This is a genomic window from Sphingopyxis sp. (assembly GCF_035998965.1).
GTDB lineage: Bacteria > Pseudomonadota > Alphaproteobacteria > Sphingomonadales > Sphingomonadaceae > Sphingopyxis.
On record NZ_DASYHE010000025.1, the window covers coordinates 20,179 to 44,146 of the forward strand.

A 23,968-nucleotide genomic window follows, 5' to 3' on the forward strand; every position below is an offset into this window, starting at 1 on the left:
CGTCAGGACGACAATGATGACCCACTATCCCACCCCTGAACACGCCCGGCTTGCCGAGCACGGCATGTATCGCCCCGACCTGGAATCCGATGCGTGCGGCGTTGGCATGGTTGCGGCGACCGACGGCAAGGCGTCGCGCCGCGTCGTCGAGGCAGCGATCGAAGCCTTGCGGGCCGTCTGGCACCGCGGCGCGGTCGATGCCGATGGCAAGACCGGGGATGGCGCGGGGCTCCATGTCGACCTGCCGGTGCGGTTCTTCGACGATGCGATCGCCGCGTCGGGGCACAAGGTGCGCCCGAACCGGCTTGCCGTCGGCATGATCTTTCTGCCGCGCACCGACCTGGAGGCGCAGGAGCATTGCCGCACGATCGTCGAGGCCGAAATCATCGACGCGGGCTTTACCATCTATGGCTGGCGCCAGGTTCCGGTCGATGTCTCTGTGATCGGGGACAAGGCGCAGCGCACGCGCCCCGAGATCGAGCAGATCATGATCGCCGGGCCGCTGCCCGACGAAGCGTCGCTCGCCGAATTCGAAAAGCAGCTCTACCTCGTCCGCCGCCGGATCGAGAAAAAGGTGATCGCGGCGCAGATCGCCGACTTTTATGTGTGCAGCCTGTCGTGCCGCTCGATCATCTACAAGGGGCTGTTCCTCGCCGAAAGCCTCGCCGATTTTTACCCCGACCTGACGAGCAAGCTTTTCGAAAGCCGCGTCGCGATTTTCCACCAGCGCTATTCGACCAACACCTTTCCGCAATGGTGGCTGGCGCAGCCGTTCCGCTGCCTCGCGCACAATGGCGAAATCAACACGATCCGCGGCAACAAGAATTGGATGAAAAGCCACGAGATCAAGATGGCCAGCCTGGCGTTCGGCGAGCATTCGGAAGACATCAAGCCGGTGATCCCCGCAGGCGCATCGGACACCGCCGCGCTCGATGCCGTGTTCGAAACCCTGTGCCGCGCCGGGCGCGACGCGCCGACCGCCAAGCTGATCCTCGTCCCCGAGGCATGGGTGAACGAGCCCGAAATGCCCGACGCGCACAAGGCGATGTACAATTATCTCGCCAGCGTTATGGAGCCGTGGGACGGCCCCGCCGCGCTCGCGATGACCGACGGTCGCTGGGCGGTTGCCGGCATGGACCGCAACGCGCTCCGCCCGCTGCGCTACACGCTGACCGCCGACAATCTGCTGGTGGTCGGGTCGGAAAGCGGCATGGTGTTGCTGCCCGAAGCGAGCATCCGCAAAAAAGGCCGCCTTGGCCCCGGCCAGATGATCGCGGTCGATCTGGAGGAAGGCACCCTCTACGAAGATCGCGCGATCAAGGACAAGATCGCGGGTGCGCATGACTATGGCGCGCGCGTCAAAGGCTTCCGCACGATGGCCGACCTGCCCAAGGGCGGCAAATCGAGCCTGCCCGTCTTCGAGCGCAGCGAATTGCTGCGCCGCCAGGTCGCGGCAGGGCTGACCATGGAGGATATGGAGTTGATCCTGTCGCCGATGGTCGAGGACGCCAAGGAGGCGATCGGGTCGATGGGCGACGACACTCCGCTCGCGGTCATCTCCGACAAGCCGCGCCACGTCGCGCAATTTTTCCGCCAGAATTTCAGCCAGGTCACCAATCCGCCGATCGACAGTCTGCGCGAACGGCATGTGATGAGCCTGAAGACGCGCTTCGCCAACCTTGCCAACATCCTCGACGAAAAGGGGCAGAGCGACCACGTTCTTGTGATCGACTCCCCCGTGCTGGTCGGCGACGATTGGGATCGGCTCCGCGCCTATTTCGGCGATGCAGTCGCCGACATCGATTGCACCTTCCCCGTCGGCGGCGATGCCGCAAGCCTGCGCGAAGCCATTGCGCGCGTCCGCCGCGAGGCCGAGGATGCCGTGCGCGCCGGGCGCAGCGAGCTGTTCCTGACCGACCAGAGCATCGGCGAAGATCGCGTCGGCATGGCGATGGTGCTCGCCGCCGCCGCCGTCCACACGCACCTCGTCCGCAAGGGGCTGCGCAGCTACGCCTCGATCAACGTGCGCTCGGCCGAGGTGCTCGACACCCATGCCTTTGCGGTGCTGATCGGGGTCGGCGCGACCACGGTCCATGCCTATCTGTCCGAAGCCGCGATTGCCGACCGTCATGCGCGCGGATTGTTCGGCAGCGAATTGTCACTCGACGATTGCCGCCTGCGTTTCCGCAAGGCGATCGACGACGGCCTCCTCAAGATCCTCGCCAAAATGGGGATCGCGGTGATCTCCAGCTATCGCGGCGGCTATAATTTCGAGGCGGTCGGCCTCTCCCGCGCCCTCGTCAACGACCTCTTCCCCGGCATGCCCGCAAAGATTTCGGGCGAAGGCTATCAATCGCTGTTCATCAACGCGACCGAGAAGCACGAGGCGGCGTTCGACAAGCGCGCCACCACCCTGCCCATCGGCGGCTTCTATCGCCAACGCGCGGGCGGCGAAACGCACGCCTATTCGGCGCAGCTGATGCATTTGTTGCAGACCGCGGTCGCGACCGACAGCTATTCGACCTATCTGCAATTTTCGCGGGGGGTCGCTGACCTGCCGCCGGTGTACCTCCGCGACCTGATGGAGTTCAACTATCCGCAGCAGGGTGTGCTTCTCGACAGCGTCGAGGCGATCACCGAGATCCGCAAGCGCTTCGTCACCCCCGGCATGTCGCTCGGCGCGCTGTCGCCCGAGGCGCATGAGACGCTGGCGATCGCAATGAACCGCATCGGCGCCAAGGCGGTGTCGGGCGAAGGCGGCGAAGCCAGCGAACGCTATCAGCCCTATGCCAATGGCGACAATGCCAACAGCAACATCAAGCAGATCGCGTCGGGCCGCTTCGGCGTCACCGCCGAATATCTCGGCGCGTGCGACGAGATCGAGATCAAGGTCGCGCAGGGTGCCAAGCCCGGCGAAGGTGGCCAGCTACCCGGCTTCAAGGTCACCGAGTTCATCGCGCGTTTGCGTCACGCGACGCCGGGGGTGACGCTGATCAGCCCGCCGCCGCACCACGACATCTATTCGATCGAGGATCTGGCGCAGCTGATCTATGATCTCAAGCAGATCAACCCGAAGGCGCGCGTCTGCGTGAAGCTGGTTTCCAGCGCGGGCATCGGCACCGTCGCCGCCGGCGTGGCGAAAGCGCACGCCGACGTCATCCTTGTCGCCGGCAACACCGGCGGCACCGGCGCCTCGCCCCAGACGAGCGTGAAATATGCCGGCACGCCGTGGGAAATGGGGCTGTCCGAAGTCAATCAGGTGCTGACCCTCAACGGCCTGCGCCACCGCATCCGCCTGCGCACCGACGGCGGGCTCAAGACCGGGCGCGATATCGTGATCGCAGCGATCCTGGGCGCCGAGGAATATGGCATCGGCACATTGAGCCTCGTCGCGATGGGCTGCATCATGGTGCGCCAATGCCACAGCAACACCTGCCCCGTCGGCGTGTGCACCCAGGATGAAAAGCTGCGCGCGAAGTTCACCGGATCGCCCGAGAAAGTCATCAACCTGATGACCTTCATCGCCGAAGAAGTGCGCGAAATCCTGGCCAAGCTCGGTTGCCGCAGCCTCGACGAAGTGATCGGCCGCACCGAATTGCTGCGCCAAGTCAGCCGCGGCGCCGAACATCTCGACGATCTCGACCTCAACCCGATCCTCGCCAAGGTCGACGCCCCCGACAACCAGCGCCGCTCGCACGGGCTGCTCCGCAACCCGGTCCCCGACAGCCTCGACGCCCAGATCCTGAGCGACGCAAAACCGCTGTTCGAGCGCGGCGAGCGGATGCAGCTGACCTACAATGTCCGCAACACCCACCGCGCCGTCGGCACCCGCCTGTCCGCCGAAGTGACGGCCAAGTTCGGCATGAACGGGCTCGCCGACAACCATGTCCAGGTCCGCCTGCGCGGCACCGCGGGCCAGTCGCTCGGCGCCTTCCTGTGCAGCGGCATCACCCTGGAAGTGTTCGGCGACGCCAACGACTATGTCGGCAAAGGCCTCTCGGGCGGCCGCATCGTCGTGCGCCCCACCGTGTCGAGCCCGCTTGTCAGCCAGCACAACAGCATCATCGGCAACACCGTCCTTTATGGCGCGACGTCGGGCACGTTGCTCGCGGCGGGTCAGGCTGGTGAACGGTTCGCCGTCCGCAATTCGGGCGCGAAGGTCGTCGTCGAGGGCTGCGGCGCCAACGGCTGCGAATATATGACCGGCGGCGTTGCCGTGATCCTCGGCTCCGTCGGCTCGAACTTCGGCGCCGGGATGACCGGCGGCATGGCCTTCATCCTCGACACCGACGGCCTGTTCGAACGTCGTGCGAACGCCGAATCGATCGTCTGGCAAAGGATCGACAGCGCGCATTGGGAAGGCGTGGTGAAGGATCTGGTCGAGGATCATGCCAAGGCCACCGGCAGCAAATGGTCGAGCGAGATCCTGGCCGACTGGGACCGCTGGAAGGATCAGTTCTGGCAGGTGTGCCCGAAGGAAATGCTCAGCCGCCTCACGCATCCGCTGAGCGATGCCGAGGCCGAGGTCGTTGCGGCGGAATAGGCGCTAATCCTCCCTGTGGCGAAGCCATGGGGAGGGGGACCGCTCACGAAGCGAGTGGTGGAGGGGCTGCGACGTTTGCGCCAGCGCCCCTCCGTCAGCGCTTCGCGCTGCCACCTCCCCATGGCTGCGCCACAGGGAGGATCGCTCATCCCGTTCCGGCTTCACTTCACCGCAACGCACGCCCACGTTCAGCCCAGCGAAAGCGTCACATCGCTAAGCACACCGCCTTTACCGAACCTTGCGTCCTCTGAAAGGATGACAGCCCATGACTCGCCCAACGCCCCGTTTCGCCCTGATCGCCCTCCCCCTGCTCGCGTTCGCTGCGCCGCTGCCCGCGGCCGCCGCGGACCCCGAACTGCGCGATACCGTCGCGACGCTGAACGATCCGGTGGCCCAGGACCGCATGGCCGACACGATCACCGCGATCGTCGGCGCGCTGATGCAGATGCCGGTCGGCCCGCTCGCCGACGCCATCGCCCGCGTCGATCCCGAATCCGACGCCGCCTATATCCCGCGCGATGCGACGCTGGGCGAGGTTGCGGGCCGCGACCCCGATTATGCCGATCGCATGGGCGCCGATGTCCGCGCCACGACGCGCATGGCCGGACAAGCCGCCTCAGCACTCGCGGTATATGCGCCGGTGCTCAAGGACATGGCGCGCGATATGGCCGCGCAATGGGAACGCGAACGCGCCGCCCGGCGCCGCTAAGCGACAATCCACAACCAGAATGGCCGCGCTGCGCCTTAGCCGTTGCGCGCGGCGCCCCGCTGCCGCTATGCCAAGCTTATGTGGCAACTCTATCAATTCCCGCTCTGTCCCTTTTCGCGCAAGGTCCGCCTGTTGTTGGGCGAAAAGGGCGTCGGTTATGATTTGGTGCGCGAATCGCCGTGGGAACGTCGCGATGAATTCATCGACCTGAACCCGGCGGGGCGCACCCCGGTGATGGTCGATCAGGCGCGCGGCCAGGTGCTGATCGACAGCATGGCGATCGCCGAATATTTCGAGGAAACCGTCGAAGGCAAGGCGATGATCAACGGCACCGCGGCCAACCGCGCCGAAATCCGCCGCCTGACCGCCTGGTTCGACCATGACTTTTATTATGAAGTCACCGGGCCTCTGCTGTTCGAGCGGATGCAAAAACGCATCGTCCACCGCCAGCCCCCCGACGGCGGCGCGCTGCGCGAGGCGATGAAGGCTGCGAACAACCATCTCGACTATGTCGATTATCTCATCGATCACCGCACCTGGCTCGCGGGCGCAACGATGAGCCTGGCCGACCTAACCGCCGCCGCGCATATCTCGGTCGCTGATTATCTGGGCGGCATCGACTGGACGGGGCATGAGCAGACGAAAGGATGGTATTCGGGCCTGAAATCCCGCCCCAGCTTTCGACCGCTTCTAGCCGAGCGCATGGAGATCGTGACGCCCCCGAAATACTACGAAGACGTCGACTTCTGACCGTCGCCCCCGCGAAGGCGGGGGTCGCTGTCGGCATGGCGCAAGGTTGCCAACGGCCCCCGCCTTCGCGGGGGCGACGTGCAGTCAGTCCCTGCTATTCGGCCACCGCGCCGCGACCAGATAGTTGAGCGCCTCGCTGCCGCCGAGTTTGAAGCCCTTGGCGGGTGAGGGCGCCAGACCGGTGCGGTCGATCACCTCCAGCCCCGCCTCTTCGAGCAACTTGGTCAGCTCCTCGGGCGTCAGAAACTGGTCCCAATCATGCGTCCCGCGCGGCACCGCGCCGACCCGTTCGGCGGCCTCGACCAGCAGCAGCTTCGACAGCATCGTGCGGTTCGGCGTCGACAGGATCATCAGCCCGCCCGGTGCCAGCCGCGCCGCGAGCTGCGCGATGAATGCCGCAGGATCGGTCACATGCTCGACCACCTCCATCGAGGTGACAAGATCGAACTTCGCAGGGGGCAGCGCGGCGAGCTCGCCCGCAAAATAGCCGATCTCCAACCCCTGCCCCGCGGCATGGGCCTGCGCCGCGGCGATGTTCTCCGGCGCCGCATCGACCCCGGTCACCTTGGCGCCCATCCGCGCCAACGGCTCGGCCAGCAGCCCCGCACCGCACCCCACATCAATCGCGCTCCGCCCTGCCAGGGCAAACCGCTCGCGCGCGTCGACATGCCAATGCGCGTCGATCTGCGCGCGAATATAGGACAACCGTACCGGATTGAGCTTGTGCAGCATCGCCGACGACCCAAGCGGATCCCACCAATCGGCGGCGAGCGCCCCGAAATGGGCGGCTTCATGCGGGTTGATCGTGTCGCTGCTCATGCTCCGCGATGTGGCACTCCCCCTCGCCCCATGCAAGAAATTCTATCCGCTGCGGCGCCCGCTCCTCTTGCCTTCGCGCGCCCCCTTGCCTAACAGCCGAGCGCCGCGGAATTGTTCGAATGTTGCGGCAGAAACCAGTTTCTTGAAAGCAGGGCGAGATGGCGCGGATCGTGATGAAATTCGGGGGCACGTCGATGGCGGGCACCGAGCGGATTCGCACCGTCGCGAAACTCGTCGCGCGCGAAGTCGCGCAGGGCAACGAAGTCGCGGTCGTCGTCTCGGCGATGGCGGGCGAGACCGACCGGCTGGTCAATTTCTGCCGCGAGGCCAACCCGCGTTACGATCCCGCCGAATATGACGTCGTTGTCGCGGCGGGCGAACAGGTGACCTCGGGCCTGCTCGCGCTCACCTTGCAGGCGATGGGCACCCCGGCGCGCAGCTGGCTCGGCTGGCAGCTGCCGATCCGTACCGAAGAAGCGCACGCTCGCGCCCGCATCGCCGACATCGACACCGGCGCGCTCGGCGCTGCGATGGCGCGCGGCGAGGTTGCGGTGATCCCGGGCTTTCAAGGGCTGATGGACGACGGCCGCGTGTCGACGCTCGGCCGCGGCGGGTCGGACACCAGCGCGGTCGCGGTTGCCGCGGCGCTCAAGGCCGACCGCTGCGACATCTATACCGACGTCGACGGGGTTTATACCACCGACCCGCGCATCGTCGCGCGCGCGCGCAAGCTCGATTATGTCACCTATGAAGAAATGCTCGAACTCGCGAGCGTTGGCGCCAAGGTGCTGCAAACCCGCTCGGTCGGGCTCGCGATGAAAGAGGGTGTGCGCGTGCAAGTGCTCTCCAGCTTTGTCGAGGGCGACGAAGCCCCCGCCCGCGGCACGATGATCGTCAGCGACGAGGAAATAGAGGAACATCAGATGGAACGGCAGCTGATCACCGGCATCGCCCACGACAAGAATGAAGCCAAGGTCATCGTCACCCGCGTGCCCGACCGGCCCGGCGGCGTTGCCAACATCTTTGGCCCGCTCGCCGCGGCGGGGATCAACGTCGACATGATCATCCAGAACGTCGGCCGCGACAAGGGTGAGACCGACGTGACCTTCACCGTCCCCCAGACCGACTTGCTGCGCTCGATCGACCTGCTCGACGCCGCAAAGGAAAAGATCGGCTTCAACCGCATCATCAGCGACGACAAGGTCGCCAAGATCAGCGTCGTCGGGGTCGGCATGAAAAGCCATGCGGGCGTCGCCAGCACGATGTTCCGCGCGCTCGCCGATCGCGGCATCAACATTCAGGCGATCTCGACCAGCGAGATCAAGGTCAGCGTACTGATCGACGAGGATGAAACCGAACTCGCGGTGCGCGTGCTGCACACCGCCTATGGGCTGGATGCCGACTGAACATCGCTGGCACGGCGGCTAACGACCGGTTGCGCACGTCATCCTCCCTCCTGTGGCTAAGCCATGGGGAAGATTTTCACCTTATCGTCATCCCGGACCCTTCGACAAGCTCAGGACAGGCTTGATCCGGGATTCATGACGACAGCGCGGCTATGGATCCCGGATCAAGCCTGTCCTGAGCTTGTCGAAGGGTCCGGGATGACGAAACCACAGGACGTCGGGTTCGTACGCCACCCTCGTCGTTCGCCGCCCATTTGGAGCGAATGTCGGAAAACGGCCACTTGCGGACCTAAGCGATCCTCCCCCAAGGGGGGAGGGGGACCACCCGAAGGGTGGTGGAGGGGCACAGGCGGTTTACGCAGCGCTGGACCGGATGGGTCACGCTTTTCCGGGAACCTCGCCATGGAGCACTATCTCTGCGTCAAGGCAAACCGATGGTGCCCCTCCACCAGCTTCGCTGGTCCCCCTCCCCGTTCCGGGGAGGATCGGCGCCGTCCACTTCCCGCCCCATTTCCGACGTTCGCTGCCGATTTGCTCGGAATGACCGCAAACGACCAGTAGCGGACATTTCTCATCCCCTCCCGCAGGCGGGAGGGGCCGGGGGTGGGCAGCGACGGTGCAAAGGCCCACCCCGCCACCTCAAAAAAGCGCTTTCCTACAATATTTCGCCATGCTTCATACTGTTAGATGGAACACACCGCCCCGCCCGAGCAGCTGCTCGCCGATACCTGCCTCGCCTTCGCGCCCGTGACGCAACAGCGCCACCGCGCCGATGGCTGGACACCCGAAACGCAGGCCAATTTCATCCGTGCGCTCGCAGCGATGGGATCGGTGGGCAAGGCATCGCGAGCCGTCGGCATGGGGCGCCGCTCTGCCTATCGCCTCCGCGATCGCGCAGGCGCGCAAAGCTTCGCCGCCGCGTGGGACCGCGCGCTCTCGATGGGTCGCATCCGCCAATTCGACTATGCGATGGACCGGGCGCTCAACGGCGTCACCACCGTCCGCATCCTGCGCGGCGGCGCGATCGACGTCACCGGTGGCCCCGACATGGACGTCGTGCGCGCCGCAATACGCGAGGATGCCGCGCCCCTTAAAGCCACAAAGGACACAGTTTGAATGCGCCCATGCGGGGCTTTTGTGGCTTTAAGCCCAAAAAGAAAGACCCGCCCCCAGGCCCATGTCCCCGGGGGCGGGTCGCGACCCGTCGTCTGGTCGGCTGGTCCCGATCAGGCCAGGTCGAACCGGTCGGCGTTCATCACCTTCGTCCAGGCCTTGACGAAGTCCTTGACGAACTTCTCTTCATGGCCCGTTTCGGCATAGACTTCGGCGACCGCGCGCAGTTCCGAATTGGAACCGAACACCAGGTCGGCCCGCGTCGCGCGCCAGGTTTCGCCGCCGCTCTTGCGATCGGTGGCGACATATTCCTGATCGTCCGACCCATCGACGGCCTTCCAGACATTGGTCATGTCGAGCAGGTTGACGAAGAAATCGTTGGTCAGCTGGCCCGAACGCTTGGTGAAGTGGCCGTGGCCCCGCTCGCCATGATTGGCGCCGAGGACGCGAAGCCCGCCGACCAGCACCGTCATTTCGGGCACCGACAGGCCGAGCAACGAGGCGCGGTCGAGCATCATTTCCTCGGTCTTCACCGCCAGCTTCTTCTTGCCGATGTAATTACGGAACGCGTCGGCTTCCGGCTCCATCACGTCAAAGCTGGCGGCGTCGGTCTGTTCGGCAGTCGCATCGCCGCGGCCGCCGGTGAACGGCACTGCGACGCTGAAACCCGCATCCTTGATCGCCTTTTCCAGCCCGACCACACCGCCAAGCACGATGGCGTCGGCCATCGACATCGATCCGCGCAGGCCGTCGAGAGTGCTCAGCACCTTGGCCAGCATCTCGGGCTCGTTGACCTCCCAGTCCTTTTGCGGCGCCAGCCGGACGCGCGCGCCATTGGCGCCGCCGCGGTGGTCCGACTTGCGATAAGTGCTGGCCGACGCCCATGCGGTCTTGATCAGCTGGCTGACGGTCAGGCCGCTCGCCGCGATCTTGTCCTTTACCGCCGCAACTTCGGCGTCCGACGGCATCGTACCGGCGGGGATCGGATCCTGCCAGATCAGGTCTTCGGCCGGAACTTCGGGGCCAAGGTAACGAACCTTCGGCCCCATGTCGCGGTGGCACAGCTTGAACCAGGCGCGGGCAAAGGCATCCTTGAACGCTTCATGGTCGTTGCGGAACTTCTCGCTGATCGCGCGGAATTCCGGATCCATTTTCAGCGCCATGTCGGCGGTGGTCATCATGGTCGGAACCTTGATGTTCGGATCCCACGCCGCCGGTGCCATGTCCTCCGGCTTCTGGTTGATCGGCTGCCACTGCTGCGCGCCCGCGGGCGAGCGGACGAGCTCATAATCATAATCGAGCAGCAGGCGGAAATAATTCTCGCTCCACTCAGTCGGGGTGTTGACCCACGAACCCTCGATGCCGCTGGTCACCGCATGCTCGCCGATGCCGCCGCTTTCGTGGCTGCTGACCCAGCCGAAGCCCTGCGCCGCCAGATCGCCACCCGAAGGCGCCGCGCCGAGCAGGGAAGCGTCGCCATTGCCATGCGCCTTGCCAAAGGTGTGGCCGCCCGCCGTCAGCGCGACGGTTTCTTCCGAATTCATCGCCATGCGCTCAAAGGTCGCGCGCATGTCGCGCGCCGATTGCAGCGGATCGGGATTGCCGCCCGGCCCTTCCGGGTTGACATAGATCAGACCCATCTGGATCGCGGCGAGCGGGCCTTCGAGCGCTTCCATGCCCTTGTCGGGATCGATGCGGGTCTGAACGCCCTCATTGACCCATTTGTCCTCGCTGCCCCAATAAATGTCGCGCTCGGGCTCGAACACGTCGGCGCGGCCGCCGCCGAAGCCGAACACCGGCCCGCCCATGCTTTCGATCGCGACGTTGCCGGTCAGGATGAACAGGTCGGCCCAGCTGATCTTGTTGCCATATTTCTGCTTGATCGGCCACAGCAGGCGCCGCGCCTTGTCGAGATTGCCGTTGTCGGGCCAGCTGTCGAGCGGCGCAAAACGCTGCTGCCCGCTGTTGGCGCCGCCGCGCCCATCGGCGGTGCGATAGGTACCGGCGGCGTGCCACGCCATGCGGATGAAGAAGGGACCATAATGGCCATAGTCGGCGGGCCACCAGGGCTGGCTGTCGGTCATCAGCGCCTTCAGGTCATCTTTCAGCGCTTGATAGTCGAGCAGGGCGAACGCCTTCGAATAGTCGAAATCATCGCCCATCGGGTTCGACGGGCCGTTCGGCGTGAGGACTTCGGTCGCCAGCATGTCGGGCCACCAATCCTTGTTGGTGCGGCCAAGCAGCGAGCGCACGCCGCCCGGCTGGTGAACCGGGCAACCACCCGCGGCGTCGATGGGGGTCTGGTCGTTCATACAGTCTCTCCTTTTATGGTTTTGAACTGGTGCAGCGGCTGGATGACGAGAGCATGACGAATCCATGGCCTCAGCCTTCCACTAATAGGACGACGATAGGCCGGTGCTTTCAATCGACCTAACCGAATAAGGTGAATTCAGTGATTGACTGGTCCGATTATAGGCACGCCTTTGGCCGCATTGGTATCGCGTCTATCGCGGAACCGCCACGCCCCGACGAAAGAGAGCGATCGGCAGGTTGGGGAGTCGGCGGCACGAAAAAGGACCGCCCCCTGATCCGGGAACGGCCCCTTTCCAATTCGGCACTGACCGACCGATTAGAAGCTGAACTTCACTGTTCCGCCCCAAGTGCGCGGATCGCCCGGTTGACCGGCAATCAGGCCGACATTGCCCGGCGCGACCTGAAGCGTCTCGATATATCTGACGTCGAAGGCGTTGCGGACCCAGCCGAAGACGTCGAAGCCATCGGCCCGGAAACCGACGCGAAAGTTGGTCAGGGCATAGCCTTTGACGTCGGTGTAGATCGACGGCGACGCGTTCGAATTCCAGCGCGAACGGTAATTGCCATCGATGCCCAGATAGACCTGGCCGTCCTTCGCCAGCAGCGTGGCCGGAATGTTTGTTTCGGCGCCATAGGAAAACGCCCATTTCGACACGCCGGGCAGGTCGAAGCCCGATATATCGCACTGCCGCGGGCTGAGCGCGCCCGGAACCCCGGGCTGCGAATAATCGGGCGCCGCATTGGCCGGCTGGAACGTCCCGCCGGACAATTCGGGCGGGCATGGCGCGTTGGTGAACGATTTATATTTGGCGTCGGTATAAGCACCATTGGCATAGGCGGTAAATCGATCGCTGGTGCGGATTTTGAAATCGGCCTCGACGCCCTGCGAGACCACCTTCTCGGCGTTGGCCAAATAGCCGCGCACCGTGCCGAACTGGCCGCCGTTCACCGTCGCCTGGAAATTCTTGATTTCGGTGCGAAACGCCGTGAGGTTGAATGTCGCCAAGCGGTCCAGGAACTGCGTCTTGAGCCCGATCTCAAAATGATTGACCGATTCCGGTTTGACCGTGCTCGCGCTCAGCACCGGTTGGTTGTTGGTGTCGAGCGGCAGACCATTTTGGTTGATGCCGACGGTCTTGAAGCTTTTGGCGTATGTCGCATAGGCGAGCACATCTGGCGCAACCTTGTAGTTGATATTCAGGTCATAGCTGAAATTCCAGTCGCTCACCGACGGCTGCGTCAGTTGCGGCTGATAGACGCCGCATTGCGCCGTCAGCACCGCATTGCCAGCGGTCGCCGAGGGTGCGCAGCTGGTGATCAGCTGCCCCGCGCCCGTCGTCACCACGCGCTGATAGAAGCCCTCTTTCTTGTCGTAATTGACGCGGAGGCCGGGCTGGATGGTGAGCTCCCGGGTCAGTTTGTAGCTGAGCTGACCGTAAAGCGCAGCGCTATCGGCCTTCAGGAACTGCGTATTGGACGCGGTCAGGCCGTTCAACACCTCGGGCCGGTTGTACACATTGTTCGGATCGGTCGATGGCGCCAGGCTGTAACGGGCCGCATCGATACCTTGCTGTTCGGTTCCCTGCGTGTCGATCCGCTGTTTGAAGCCAAACAGGCCGACAACGAAATCGACTTTATCGCCCTCGTAATTGTAACGAAACTCCTGGCTGTACTGATCCTGCTGCGACGGGTTCTGCGAGCGAGAAACCACCGAAGCGCCTGTAAAATCGCGGTCGTTCTCGGGCAGCCAATCCCAAAAGCGCCATGCGGTAATCGACGTCAACGTGCCGGGACCAATGTCCCATTTCACACGCAGCGACGCACCGCCAATTTTATTGCCGGCGCTCAGGCTGGCATCAATGTCGGTCAGGCGATCATAGACGTTCCGGCTCGGCACGATGTAATTGTAATTGGGATTGGCGGCCTGAAGCCGTGCAATAATCGCATCATATTGGCGGTTGAGCGCCCGCTGTGTTGTGCCGACGCGTACGAAGGCGGTGCCGCAGCATTCGGGATCCTGCTTGCTATAGTCACCCGCCAGCGTGATGCTGAGACCCTCATTGGGTTGAAACAGCAGCTGGCCGCGCAGGCCCAGATTATCCTGCTCGTTGATCCAGCGGTCGGTGCGCGTGTTGAACAGGGTACCGCGCCTGCTCGTCGCCGCGACGGCGATCCGGGCCGCAATCTTGTCGGTCAGCGGTCCCGAGACCGCGGCTTTCGCCTGTCGATAGTTCAGATTGCCGACGCTGACCTCGGCGCGCCCTTCGAAATCGAAGGTCGGCTGATTGGTCGTGATATTGATCGCTCCAGCAGTGGTGTTCTTGCCATAGAGCGTCCCCTGTGGCCCGCGCAGTACCTCGACCTGATCGACGTCGAGAAAATCGAAGGTCGCGGCGGCGACGCGCGAATTATAGACGTCGTCGACATAGATGCCGACGCCCTGTTCGAACCCGTCGCTGGTCAGGCCGTACGGCACGCCGATGCCGCGGATGTTGACCGACGTGTTGCGCGGATTGGTGGTGTAAACCTGCAAGGTCGGCGCGAGCTGCTGCAACTTCACGACGTTGAAGTTGCCGGTCGCCTCAATCGAATCACCGCGAATGACCGAGATCGCAACGGGAACCTCTTGCGCGGTTTCCTGGCGGCGACGGGCGGTGACGATGATGATGTCACCGCGGCTGACGTCGTCATCGACTTGCGCAGCGGCGTCAGCGGAAACGCCCTCCGCCGCCGTTGCCGCGGATGTTTCCTCCGCCGCGGCGGGCGTGGCGCCCAGCACAAGCAGGAGTGATAAAGTGAGCGATGATGCCTGCACGCGGCGGCGGCGGACGGACGGGTATTTTGCGGTCATGACAATTTCCTGTTGCAAAGAAAATTGCCACATCCGGTGGTCCGGTCTGCGGCAGGATGAGGGGAGAGTCCCTCTTGGGAGTGGCAGGGATCAGCCCGGGTAGCGGTGCCGTTCGGTCACATCGACCTGCACCAGCCGTCCTTCATGGACGGTCAGCTGGATCGCCCCGAATTTTAGCTTTTCAAGCGCGTCGAGCACCGTCTGCACGGCGCGCGGCGTCTGCTCGGACCCGGCTTTCGCGGTCTCCTCGGCAGTGCTCATGATTATTCCTTTCCCTGATGGATTCGCCGCCCAAGCATATGACAAGTGTTTTGGTTGACAATAATTGATTTGCTTTCTGCGCCGAAAGGTTCGGTTGCCGCGCCAAATGGATTCGCATCTGCGACGGGCCGCTGGCGGCGACACCGGTAGGGATTGCGCGCGAGTCCTACTGCTGGCAAAGGCAGCCTCAATGAGCAAAATGAACGAATTGATGGCGCGCGGGACCGAACTGCTCGGCAGCGACTACGCCATCCTGTGCGGCGCGATGAGCTGGGTTTCCGAACGCCATCTGGTCAGCGCGATCAGCAATGCCGGCGGCTTTGGGGTGATTGCATGCGGCGCGATGACACCCGCTTTGCTCGATGCCGAAATTGCCGCGACCAAGGCGCTGGCGACCAAGCCGTTCGGCGTCAATCTGATCACGATGCATCCGCAATTGTTCGAGCTGATCGACATCTGCGCCAAACATGACGTGGGCCATGTCGTGCTGGCGGGCGGTCTGCCGCCCAAAGGCAGCTTGGAGGCGATCAAGGCATCGGGAGCCAAGGTCATCTGTTTTGCGCCGACGCTGGCGATGGGCAAAAAGCTCGTCCGGTCGGGCGTCGATGCGCTAGTGATTGAGGGGATGGAAGCCGGCGGCCATATCGGCCCGGTATCGACTAGTGTGCTGGCGCAGGAAATCCTGCCGACGCTGGCGGACGAGGTGCCGATCTTCGTCGCCGGGGGCATCGGTCGCGGCGAAGCGATTGCCGCCTATCTGGAGATGGGCGCCTCGGGCGTCCAGCTCGGCACCCGTTTCGTCTGTGCCACCGAAAGCATCGCACATCCCAATTTCAAAAAGGCGTTCATGCGCGCTTCAGCGCGCGAAGCCGTCGCGAGTGTCCAGATCGACCCGCGCCTGCCGGTCATCCCCGTGCGCGCGCTCAAAAATGCCGGGACCGAGGCGTTCACCGCCAAGCAGCGCGAGGTCGCAAACAAGCTTGATTTGGGCGAGGTCGACATGATGGAAGCGCAGTTGGAAATCGAACATTATTGGGCCGGTGCGCTTCGCCGCGCGGTGATCGACGGCGACGTCGAAAATGGTTCGTTAATGGCAGGGCAATCTGTCGGTATGGTATCCGAAGAAGAGAGCGTTGCCGATATCATCGCAACTTTGGTGCAACAGGCCGACGCCGCATTGCACGCTCGGGGTTGATGCCGCATGATATGGCGGCTGGGGAGAAGTTCATGAATTTGTCGCGCAAGATCATCGTGGTCGGCCTGCTGGCGAGCGTTGCCGCTTGTACCAAAGCGCCCCCTCCGCCGCCCCCTGCACCGCCGCCGCCGCCAGTGGTTATCGTCGTGCCGCCGCGCCCGCTGCCGCCGGGTAACGCCTCGCTGACGCAGATCCTGCCGGGTCGCGGGATCGACGGCAAATTTGTCACCGCGAACAGCAATGTCACCGGCGACCGCGCCTTCTGGCAGCTCAAGATCGGGCTGAACGTCGCCGCCATCGGTTGCCGCGGCTTGGAAGAAACGACTCTGGTGTCGGCATACAACAATATCATCAAGGCGCATGGCAAGGTCATCCGCTCGACCGAGAAAAATGTGATCACGCAGCTGGGCAAGGAAACCAAGACGAACGGCACCGCGGCGCGTGACAAGCTGTCGACCCAGCTGTTCAACTATTTCGCGCAGCCCCCCGCGCAGCGCGCCTTTTGCACCCGCGCCAATGAAATTGCGCAGATGGTCTCGTCGACGCCGACCGCACAGGTCGTCGAACAAGCGCCCGCACATCTGGCGCGGCTCGATGAACCCTTCCATGAGTTTTACGAGGCATACGCCAAATATCAGTATGATGTCGTCGCATGGGATGCCAAATATGCCCCGCCGCCGGCGATCATGACGGCACCCGCACCGGCTACGCCCTTCGCTCCGACAACGACGACCGCCACGCCGCCGGGTGCGGCGCAGGGGCCGACCGCGCCGGTCGGGACCAACTGACGCAAGCTTGGCGACAGCGAAGAATAGATTGGCCGCGACGGGGCGCGGGGGTCATGGCGCTCGGCGCATCCATCTGTTAGCAGAGGGCGAATGACCAACGCCCCGCCTCCCCCTTCGTCGGCCGCTCAGTCGGCGCGGACCATCCTGACCCGGCTGCACGAGGTCATGGCGTCGCGCGCCAACGCGCAGGGCAAACTCAACCAGGTCGTCGGCATCATTGGCGAATGCCTCGATAGCGAGGTCTGTTCGATCTATCTGCTCCGCGACGGGGCGCTGGAACTTTATGCGACGCGCGGGCTGAAGCAGGAGGCGGTGCACGTCACCCGTCTTGGCCTTGGCGAAGGGCTGGTCGGGATGATCGCCGACCAGATCGAAACGCTGAACCTGGACGAGGCGGCGGCGCATCCCGACTTTTCGTACCGCCCCGAAACCGGCGAAGAATTGTTCCACAGCTTTGCCGGGGTGCCGATCATCCGCCGCGAACGCGCCGTCGGCGTCCTCTGCGTCCAGCATGCCGACCCGCGCCGCTACGCCGACATCGAGATCGAGACGCTGCAAACGGTCGCCATGGTGCTGTCCGAACTGATCACCAACGCCGACCTGGTCGACACCGCCGCGCGCACCGACGCCGCCGCCGCTGACCAGTCGGCGCAGCGGCTGACCGGTCAGAAACTGGTCGACGGGATGGGCGCCGGGGTCGCGGTGTTCCACCAGCCGCGCATCACCATCGAACATACCGTCGCCGAAGATACCGAAGCCGAACGGCACCGCGTCTATGCCGCGTTCGACAAGATGCGCGAACAGATCGACCGCATGGCGAGCCAGGCCGACTTCGGGGTTGGCGGCGAGCATGATGAAGTCATCCAGACGTACAAGATGTTCGCCTATGACGAAGGGTGGTCGCGGCGGATCAACGAAGCGATCGACAGCGGCCTCACCGCCGAAGCCGCGATCGAGCGCGTCCAGCAACGCACCCGAATGCGGATGCGCCAGATCGACGATGCCTTGCTGCGCGACCGCATGCACGACCTGGAGGATCTGTCGAACCGGCTGATCCGCATCGTGTCGGGGCAGATGGGGACCGCGGCGCAAATGGGCCTGCGGCAGGATTCGATCCTGATCGCGCGCAACCTCGGCCCCGCCGAACTGCTGGAATATGACCGTCGCCGCCTGAAGGGCGTCGTGCTCGAAGAAGGCTCGCTCACCGCCCACGTCATCATCGTCGCGCGCGCGATGGGCGTTCCCGTAATCGGCCGCGTCAGCGACGTGCGCGCTTCGATCCGTGAAGGCGATTTGTTGCTGCTCGATGCCGCGGCGGGCGCGCTGCATGTCCGCCCGACGCAGGCGGTGCAGGATGCGTTCGACGCCAAGCTGGCGATTTCGCAGAAGCGCCGCGCCAACCTCGCCGCGCTGCGCGACCTGCCCGCGGTCACCAAGGATGGCGTGCCGATCGAATTGATGATCAACGCGGGGCTGCGCGAAGATATCGCCGCGCTCGACCTGACCGGCGCGCGCGGCATTGGGCTGTTCCGCACCGAATTCCAGTTTCTGGTGTCGGCGACGTTGCCGTCGCGCGACCGCCAGCAACGCCTCTATCGCGACGTGCTCGACGCGGCGGGCGACCGGCCGGTGATCTTTCGCACCGTCGACATCGGCGGCGACAAGGCGCTGCCCTATATGAATGTCGGCGACAGCGCGCTGGAGGAAAATCCTGCGATGGGCTGGCGCGCCCTGCGCCTCGCGCTCGAACGCGAAGGGCTGCTCAAGGTGCAGGCGCGCGCGCTGATGGAGGCCGCCGCCGGGCGCACGCTCAATGTGATGTTCCCGATGGTGTCCGAACCGTGGGAATATGAAGCCGCGCGCAACCTGTTCGTCGGGCAGCGGGCATGGCTGGCGAAGCATAACAAAAAGCTGCCGGTCGCGATCCGTTATGGCGCCATGCTCGAAGTGCCGGGGCTACTCGAAACGCTCGACCTGATGCTGCCGCATCTCGATTTCCTGTCGGTCGGCACCAACGACCTCACCCAATTCCTGTTCGCCGCCGACCGCGCCCACCCGCGCCTCGCCGAACGCTACGACTGGCTGTCGCCGATCGTCATGCGCTATCTGGCGCGTGTCGTGCGGACGGTATCGGGATCGAAGGTCGCGCTGGGCGTGTGCGGCGAGATGGGCGGGCGGCCTTTGGAAGCCATGGCGCTGCTCGGCGTCGGCATCGAACGCCTGTCGATCACCCCCGCCGGGGTCGGCCCGGTCAAAGCCATGATCCGCTCGCTGGATCTCAGCGCACTACGCGCCGAAATGCCAACGATGCTGGCCCAACCGTCGTCGAACCCGCGCGCGCAGTATCAGGCGTGGGCCGAGACGCATGGGGTGGATCTTGGCGACTGATGCGGCGGATTTAGCAATTCCTTAACCATATCATGGTCAACCGGGCATAGAGGACCACGATGATGAACCGCACCGAAATCGCCGATCTGATCGTCGCCCGGCTCAATCCAGAGGTCGAGAGGCTTGGCCGAGAATTCGGGACGGCGGGACGAATTGCAGCGTGCCAAGCGAAGAACATCCTTCCCACCGATTTGGTCGAACAGGTCTATCGTGCCTTTCCTGCCTCGGAGCGAATGATTCTGAAACGCTCGATAAAGGAAAACAAGCACGTCGTGGCGCAGATGGACGAGCATGACCCGCTCCTCGAAGAGATCGTCTATGCGTTTCAGGATCCACGTGTCGTCGATCTGGTCGGCCACATAACCGGACTCGCCACGCTCGAACCCGACGCCGATCTCTATGCCGGCGGAATCAGCGCAATGTCGAAAGGCGCCTATCTGCGCCCGCATCTCGACAATTCGCACGACAAGGATCGCAAACGCTACCGCGCTCTCAACCTGCTCTTTTATGTCACGCCCGGATGGCGCGAAGATTTCGGTGGCTCACTCCAGCTTTGGGACAACGGACCGCGCGGAAAACCGCGTACCATCCCAAGCCTTTTCAACAGCCTTGTGATCATGTTGACCGACGACCAGTCATGGCATTCTGTTAACGAGGTCAGGCACGACGGACGCCGGTGCTGTGTCTCCAACTATTATTTTTCCCGCGCGGCGCCCGGCGCGACGAACTATTCTCACGCCACGACTTTTCGCGCCGAACATGGTCGCGGACTCGCGGACTTTGCCATGCGGGCGGACAATGCGCTCCGTACCACCATATTAAATTCCACGGGCGGCGCGTTGTGGCACAACCCTCACGTCTATCAGCGCGACAAGCATTAGCCGTGCCGCAACTTGCCTATCAGACGCTCGAACGCCTGCACATAGGCCGCCCGGTGGAGCGCGTCAGTTTCATCGCCGAGCGCTGCCGCGGCAAACGTGTGCTCGATATCGGCTGCCTCGACGAGACGGCGCTCGACAAGCAGAATACGAACGAATGGCTCCACCAGCGTATCGCCGCGCTCGCCAAGCAGGTGACCGGGATCGACCTATCCGAACATCTGCCGGTGGACGGATTGGTGACCGGGCCCAATTCCAGAATCATTAAGGGCGACGGCACGAACCCGGATGTCGCGCCCGACATTGTCGATATCATCGTCGCCGGCGAGTTCATCGAGCATATCGAGAATCCGCTTCAATTCCTCTCTAGGATAAAACTGTCTTATCCTGGTCGCGAAATGCTGATCTCGACCCCTAACGGCGCCTCGTTCGCGAACGCCCTGCTCGGCACGATCAGCCGCGAGGCACAGCATCGCGACCATCTCTTGACTTCGACATACAAGACGCTGAACACATTGTGCCAGCGTGCCGGCTGCCGCGACTGGGACATTATTCCCTACCGTTTTTACGCAACCGAAATGTTGTTGCAATCGACCGGACCCAAGCGAATTGCGGTGAAGGCGGTCGAAACCATCATCCGGGCCTATGAGCGCCTTTTTCCACTTCGCAGCTTTGGCTACATCGTGCGGATTAGGCTGTAGGATCGGCGAAAGACGGCATGGCTCGGACGTGACCACGATACACGGCCCAGCGCGTCATCAGATAATTGTAAAGCACCATCGTCAGCGTAGCGATCGGCGCAGCGGCGACCATCGGAAGCAGCAGAACGCCGCAAAGTAACCCGATAGCCAGCGTAGCGACCACAAGGCTCGACAGCGTTCCGGCCACATAATGGCCAAAAGCGTGCCATGTTGCCCGAACCCTGAACACCCACAAAGCGTGGGCGACATAACTTGGGGGCACCATCAGCACGAAGGTCAAAAGCACTGCGAACCAGTAATGCAACCCCGCCGCATCACCGGCGATCAATATGATATTATTTGCGACTGCACAGATCGCACCCACGACAAGATAGCGTGTCGGCCTGTTGTCGAGCAGCGACTTCAACATTGAAACGTCAGCGAATAATTGTTTCTCCAAGGACCGATACGGCCCTGCGCGATCAGCATGAAATCGGGAACGCTCGATGTCACCAGCGTCATCGCTTCCAGCGGTGTGAGATAGTGCACCCGGTCGCCGGTCAGCCACCTGTCGCCGGCATGACAGAGCCAATGTATGGGGGTAGGCGTCCGCGCCCAATCCTTGAGCACGAACCGTCCCCCCGGCGCCAAGCAGCGGTGGACTGCGTCGAGAATTTCCGGGTGCAACTCCGATGGAATGTGATGCAGTACGTCCGACAAGGTGATCAAGTCGAATGACGCGGGATATTCAGCGGCAATATCGAAAATCGGAGCCTGCCGAAACTCGACGCCGTTGGGCCGGCCGCGATAGAGACGCCCTGCACTGGATGCGATGTCGATCGCCAGAATATCGGCATCGGGATAGGTCTCGGCAAGAATCTCCGTTACCGCGCCCTCGCCGCAGCCAACTTCCAGAATGCGGCGAGCCTTTGGTGCCCAATCGCCGATCTTGCCCGCGTAGTCTCGAAGATCCATGAAGGCGCCGCGATACAGTTCGGCGACGCGATGCTCGTGACGGCCAAAGCTTTTGCGGACAAGCGAGCCAAGCGCCATCTTTAAATCATCCCCGCAAAACGCAGTTTGATTCGCGGCACGACCCGCTCGACAATGCGTGAATAGCGAATGTAGCGGCTGCCTTCGGCTGGACCAAGCAAAAGGAAAATAGCGACGGCCTTGATCATAGCATAGGGGTGGCCAAGCGCGGCATCCGATAGTAGCGCGTTGATTTTTGCGGACGTGCGGCTGATGCGTTCGGTTTTTCCGTCGGCGCACAAGTTGCGTTCGAGGACCAGGTCCATCTGCTCGGCCAACTCACGCCGATCACCGGTCATCGTCAGCGAGTTTTTGTGAATGCGAAAAGCGGTAACTGCACGCGAATCATAATAAACTGGCCCCAGTTTCGCCAGCTTGAACCACAAATCCCAATCGGGCGTATACCACAGGCTTTCGTCCATCCCGCCGACTGCGAGATAGGCATTGCGGCGAAAGATGGGTGCGGGAATTGCTATCGAATTCTGGACCAGTAACGCGTCGCGATAGTCGGCGGAATCGATGAAACCGTCATGAAAAGGCGGGCGCCACCGACCAAGCCGCTTCCCTCGTCCATCAACAATGAGGGCGGGCGTCAGGAAAAGTGCGGCATCGGGCGCCGCCGCGATCATCTGGCGTGCGACCGCGAGCCGGTCCTCAAGCCAAAGATCATCCTGATGCAAATGACATACATGCGCCGCGCTCGCCGCCTTGACGGCCATATTCGTCTTTCGCGTCCAGCTCGGTATCTCGGGCAAATAAGCATAATCGATCCGCAATCTGCCAGCGTGCCTCATCACGATCGACTCGCAGGATTTGCCAGGGCTCGAATCGCGAATGACGATTTCGACTTCGTCGCGATCGCCTGCCTGGACGCTCGCCAGAGCCTCATCGAGCCATTGTCCGCCGCCATGGACGGGCATGACGACCGAGAGCAACGGGCGCTTCATCCGCCGGCCGCTTCCGCAGCCGGCGCAAGGCGATTGTCATTTCCGGCGATAATCGCGAGCACGAAAGCGCCAAACGCCGTCTGCAGGCCGATCGCGCCAAGCGCAGCGCCGCCGATCAGCGGCAGCGGATCTTTCAATGCCTCGAAGCCGCCCTTAGTCCATTGCATCCCGACGAGCCCCAGCGTGAACAGCGCAACGGCGATCAGCGCAAGACCCGCGACTAGCATGGTCTCTAACGTGACGATCTGTCCCAGACGGGCAATCGAAGGACGCAAACGACGATAACCGCTTCGTACCCCATGAAGGTGCATGGCCGTCCCCATGAGCAGGCAGAAATGGCCGGAAGTCGCCAGAAACGCTGCGATGACGCACCAGCTGACGCCAAAGAATGGCGTTCCCGCCACCAGACCGGTCGCATAAGCTCCCGCGACGCCAAATATAATGGCCGCAAGAAGAACCGCAGTCACTCCTGGCACGCCGAACACCCAAGTCGGGCTGAGCATCAACAGGTAGCGCAGGTGGCGCCAGCCGTCGCGCCAAGGGCGCAGGTGCGGCGCGCGGTCGCGCAGATCGACCGACAGGGTTGCGGGAACCTGGGCGACACGCATCTTCTTGAGCGAGGCCTTGATGACCATCTCGCTGGCAAATTCCATGCCTTCGCCGGAAAGCCCCAACTGCGCGAACGCATCGCGGCTGATCGCGCGCAATCCACAATGGGCATCGTTAATGCCTGAACGGAAGAAGAGATTGAGAACGCCGGTCAACGCCGGATTCCCGATATGGCGGTTCTTCCAAGGCATGGCGCCGGGCGCGATCCCGCCGTCGAAGCGTGAGCCCATGCAAAGATCATGGCCTTCGATCAGCTTGCCAATCATCGCGACGCCTTCAGTGAAATTATAGCTGCCGTCGCAATCACCCATCAGGATGTAGTCGCCATAGGCCGCACGGCAGCCACCGATAAGCGCCGCACCATAGCCGCGCCGCGGCACCGCGATCACCCGTGCGCCGAGCGATTCGGCAAGCGCCTGGCTGCCATCAGTGGACCCGTTGTCGGCGATGACGATTTCGCCCGCCAAGCCAAAACGGTCCTCTATCAACCGCAGCGCGTCGTGCGCGTTCGCGATACAATGGGGCAGGCTGATCGTTTCGTTGAGGCACGGCATAACAATCGTCACACCCAGTGGCTTCGCCCGATCGAGCGTCGCCGCCTCGGCCAGAAGCTGATACATCCAAAAACTCCCCAGAAATCCGCACTCTGTCAAGTCTAGGAACTTGTGGTTAACATCCCATAAAAA

18 protein-coding genes are annotated in these 23,968 nt (G+C 63.3%); 10 read left to right on the plus strand and 8 right to left on the minus strand.

What is annotated here, in order from left to right:
- The first annotated feature begins 13 nt into the window (after positions 1–13).
- The 3 genes from gltB to VGN68_RS03120 all read left to right on the plus strand — a co-directional run bounded on the left by gltB (position 14) and on the right by VGN68_RS03120 (position 6,002).
- Positions 14–4,543, plus strand: a complete 4,530-nt coding sequence (gltB, locus tag VGN68_RS03110) for a glutamate synthase large subunit (protein ID WP_327473771.1) — start codon at positions 14–16, stop codon at positions 4,541–4,543.
- Positions 4,544–4,808: 265 nt separating this feature from the next.
- Positions 4,809–5,252 (plus strand): hypothetical protein, encoded by a 444-nt coding sequence (locus VGN68_RS03115; RefSeq protein ID WP_327473773.1) that lies wholly within the window; start codon positions 4,809–4,811, stop codon positions 5,250–5,252.
- Positions 5,253–5,330: 78 nt separating this feature from the next.
- Positions 5,331–6,002, plus strand: coding sequence for a glutathione S-transferase family protein (locus VGN68_RS03120; RefSeq protein ID WP_293698219.1), 672 nt, complete (start codon positions 5,331–5,333; stop codon positions 6,000–6,002).
- A gap of 84 nt (positions 6,003–6,086) precedes the next feature.
- Here VGN68_RS03120 and ubiG read toward each other — a convergent pair whose 3' ends face one another.
- On the minus strand, positions 6,087–6,821 hold the full coding sequence (gene ubiG / locus VGN68_RS03125; RefSeq protein ID WP_327473777.1) for a bifunctional 2-polyprenyl-6-hydroxyphenol methylase/3-demethylubiquinol 3-O-methyltransferase UbiG: 735 nt from the start codon (positions 6,819–6,821) through the stop codon (positions 6,087–6,089).
- 158 nt (positions 6,822–6,979) lie between these two features.
- On the opposite strand from ubiG, the gene VGN68_RS03130 reads away from it, so the two are divergent.
- Positions 6,980–8,227, plus strand: a complete 1,248-nt coding sequence (locus VGN68_RS03130) for an aspartate kinase (RefSeq protein ID WP_327473779.1) — start codon at positions 6,980–6,982, stop codon at positions 8,225–8,227.
- Between the two features lie 687 nt (positions 8,228–8,914).
- The gene (locus VGN68_RS03135) at positions 8,915–9,343 is read left to right on the plus strand and encodes a hypothetical protein (RefSeq protein ID WP_327473781.1); all 429 of its coding nucleotides are present in this window, start codon (positions 8,915–8,917) and stop codon (positions 9,341–9,343) included.
- 110 nt (positions 9,344–9,453) lie between these two features.
- On the opposite strand, the gene katG is transcribed toward VGN68_RS03135, so the two are convergent.
- The 3 genes from katG to VGN68_RS03150 all read right to left on the minus strand — a co-directional run bounded on the left by katG (position 9,454) and on the right by VGN68_RS03150 (position 14,765).
- Positions 9,454–11,652 (minus strand): catalase/peroxidase HPI, encoded by a 2,199-nt coding sequence (gene katG, locus VGN68_RS03140; protein WP_327473783.1) that lies wholly within the window; start codon positions 11,650–11,652, stop codon positions 9,454–9,456.
- A gap of 317 nt (positions 11,653–11,969) precedes the next feature.
- Positions 11,970–14,504 (minus strand): TonB-dependent receptor, encoded by a 2,535-nt coding sequence (locus tag VGN68_RS03145; RefSeq protein ID WP_327473785.1) that lies wholly within the window; start codon positions 14,502–14,504, stop codon positions 11,970–11,972.
- Between the two features lie 90 nt (positions 14,505–14,594).
- On the minus strand, positions 14,595–14,765 hold the full coding sequence (locus tag VGN68_RS03150) for a YezD family protein (protein ID WP_327473787.1): 171 nt from the start codon (positions 14,763–14,765) through the stop codon (positions 14,595–14,597).
- 190 nt (positions 14,766–14,955) lie between these two features.
- On the opposite strand from VGN68_RS03150, the gene VGN68_RS03155 reads away from it, so the two are divergent.
- From VGN68_RS03155 to VGN68_RS03175, 5 genes are all read left to right on the plus strand, one after another.
- On the plus strand, positions 14,956–15,960 hold the full coding sequence (locus VGN68_RS03155; protein WP_327473789.1) for an NAD(P)H-dependent flavin oxidoreductase: 1,005 nt from the start codon (positions 14,956–14,958) through the stop codon (positions 15,958–15,960).
- Between the two features lie 32 nt (positions 15,961–15,992).
- Positions 15,993–16,748, plus strand: coding sequence for a hypothetical protein (locus VGN68_RS03160; RefSeq protein ID WP_327473791.1), 756 nt, complete (start codon positions 15,993–15,995; stop codon positions 16,746–16,748).
- Positions 16,749–16,838: 90 nt separating this feature from the next.
- A complete protein-coding gene (gene ptsP, locus VGN68_RS03165; RefSeq protein ID WP_327473793.1) occupies positions 16,839–19,136 on the plus strand; it encodes a phosphoenolpyruvate--protein phosphotransferase in 2,298 nt (765 codons plus the stop codon).
- A gap of 233 nt (positions 19,137–19,369) precedes the next feature.
- Complete coding sequence (locus tag VGN68_RS03170; RefSeq protein WP_327473795.1) at positions 19,370–20,017, plus strand: 2OG-Fe(II) oxygenase; 648 nt, start codon at positions 19,370–19,372, stop codon at positions 20,015–20,017.
- Between the two features lie 2 nt (positions 20,018–20,019).
- The gene (locus VGN68_RS03175; RefSeq protein WP_327473797.1) at positions 20,020–20,715 is read left to right on the plus strand and encodes a class I SAM-dependent methyltransferase; all 696 of its coding nucleotides are present in this window, start codon (positions 20,020–20,022) and stop codon (positions 20,713–20,715) included.
- On the opposite strand, the gene VGN68_RS03180 is transcribed toward VGN68_RS03175, so the two are convergent.
- From VGN68_RS03180 to VGN68_RS03195, 4 genes are read right to left on the minus strand one after another with little or no spacing between them, the layout of a single operon-like run.
- The gene (locus VGN68_RS03180; protein ID WP_327473799.1) at positions 20,705–21,124 is read right to left on the minus strand and encodes a GtrA family protein; all 420 of its coding nucleotides are present in this window, start codon (positions 21,122–21,124) and stop codon (positions 20,705–20,707) included. The two genes, VGN68_RS03175 and VGN68_RS03180, sit on opposite strands and share 11 nt — an antisense overlap.
- Complete coding sequence (locus VGN68_RS03185) at positions 21,118–21,747, minus strand: class I SAM-dependent methyltransferase (RefSeq protein ID WP_327473801.1); 630 nt, start codon at positions 21,745–21,747, stop codon at positions 21,118–21,120. The genes VGN68_RS03180 and VGN68_RS03185 overlap by 7 nt, the downstream gene beginning before the upstream one ends.
- 2 nt (positions 21,748–21,749) lie before the next feature.
- Positions 21,750–22,673 (minus strand): glycosyltransferase family 2 protein, encoded by a 924-nt coding sequence (locus tag VGN68_RS03190; protein ID WP_327473803.1) that lies wholly within the window; start codon positions 22,671–22,673, stop codon positions 21,750–21,752.
- Positions 22,670–23,902 carry a glycosyltransferase family 2 protein gene (locus VGN68_RS03195; protein ID WP_327473805.1) on the minus strand — a complete coding sequence of 411 codons (1,233 nt, stop codon included), beginning with the start codon at positions 23,900–23,902 and terminating at the stop codon, positions 22,670–22,672. The genes VGN68_RS03190 and VGN68_RS03195 overlap by 4 nt, the downstream gene beginning before the upstream one ends.
- Positions 23,903–23,968: the final 66 nt, after the last annotated feature.

Coding starts and splice junctions, on each gene's coding strand:
- ubiG (WP_327473777.1), bottom strand. CDS start 6,821: ATGAGCAGCGACACGATCAACCCGCATGAAGCCGCCCATTTCGGGGCG.
- VGN68_RS03170 (WP_327473795.1), top strand. CDS start 19,370: ATGATTCTGAAACGCTCGATAAAGGAAAACAAGCACGTCGTGGCGCAG.
- VGN68_RS03180 (WP_327473799.1), bottom strand. CDS start 21,124: ATGTTGAAGTCGCTGCTCGACAACAGGCCGACACGCTATCTTGTCGTG.
- VGN68_RS03150 (WP_327473787.1), bottom strand. CDS start 14,765: ATGAGCACTGCCGAGGAGACCGCGAAAGCCGGGTCCGAGCAGACGCCG.
- VGN68_RS03185 (WP_327473801.1), bottom strand. CDS start 21,747: ATGGCGCTTGGCTCGCTTGTCCGCAAAAGCTTTGGCCGTCACGAGCAT.
- VGN68_RS03115 (WP_327473773.1), top strand. CDS start 4,809: ATGACTCGCCCAACGCCCCGTTTCGCCCTGATCGCCCTCCCCCTGCTC.
- VGN68_RS03135 (WP_327473781.1), top strand. CDS start 8,915: ATGGAACACACCGCCCCGCCCGAGCAGCTGCTCGCCGATACCTGCCTC.
- VGN68_RS03190 (WP_327473803.1), bottom strand. CDS start 22,673: ATGAAGCGCCCGTTGCTCTCGGTCGTCATGCCCGTCCATGGCGGCGGA.
- VGN68_RS03155 (WP_327473789.1), top strand. CDS start 14,956: ATGAGCAAAATGAACGAATTGATGGCGCGCGGGACCGAACTGCTCGGC.
- VGN68_RS03130 (WP_327473779.1), top strand. CDS start 6,980: ATGGCGCGGATCGTGATGAAATTCGGGGGCACGTCGATGGCGGGCACC.
- katG (WP_327473783.1), bottom strand. CDS start 11,652: ATGAACGACCAGACCCCCATCGACGCCGCGGGTGGTTGCCCGGTTCAC.
- ptsP (WP_327473793.1), top strand. CDS start 16,839: ATGACCAACGCCCCGCCTCCCCCTTCGTCGGCCGCTCAGTCGGCGCGG.
- VGN68_RS03120 (WP_293698219.1), top strand. CDS start 5,331: ATGTGGCAACTCTATCAATTCCCGCTCTGTCCCTTTTCGCGCAAGGTC.
- gltB (WP_327473771.1), top strand. CDS start 14: ATGATGACCCACTATCCCACCCCTGAACACGCCCGGCTTGCCGAGCAC.
- VGN68_RS03195 (WP_327473805.1), bottom strand. CDS start 23,902: ATGTATCAGCTTCTGGCCGAGGCGGCGACGCTCGATCGGGCGAAGCCA.
- VGN68_RS03145 (WP_327473785.1), bottom strand. CDS start 14,504: ATGACCGCAAAATACCCGTCCGTCCGCCGCCGCCGCGTGCAGGCATCA.
- VGN68_RS03160 (WP_327473791.1), top strand. CDS start 15,993: ATGAATTTGTCGCGCAAGATCATCGTGGTCGGCCTGCTGGCGAGCGTT.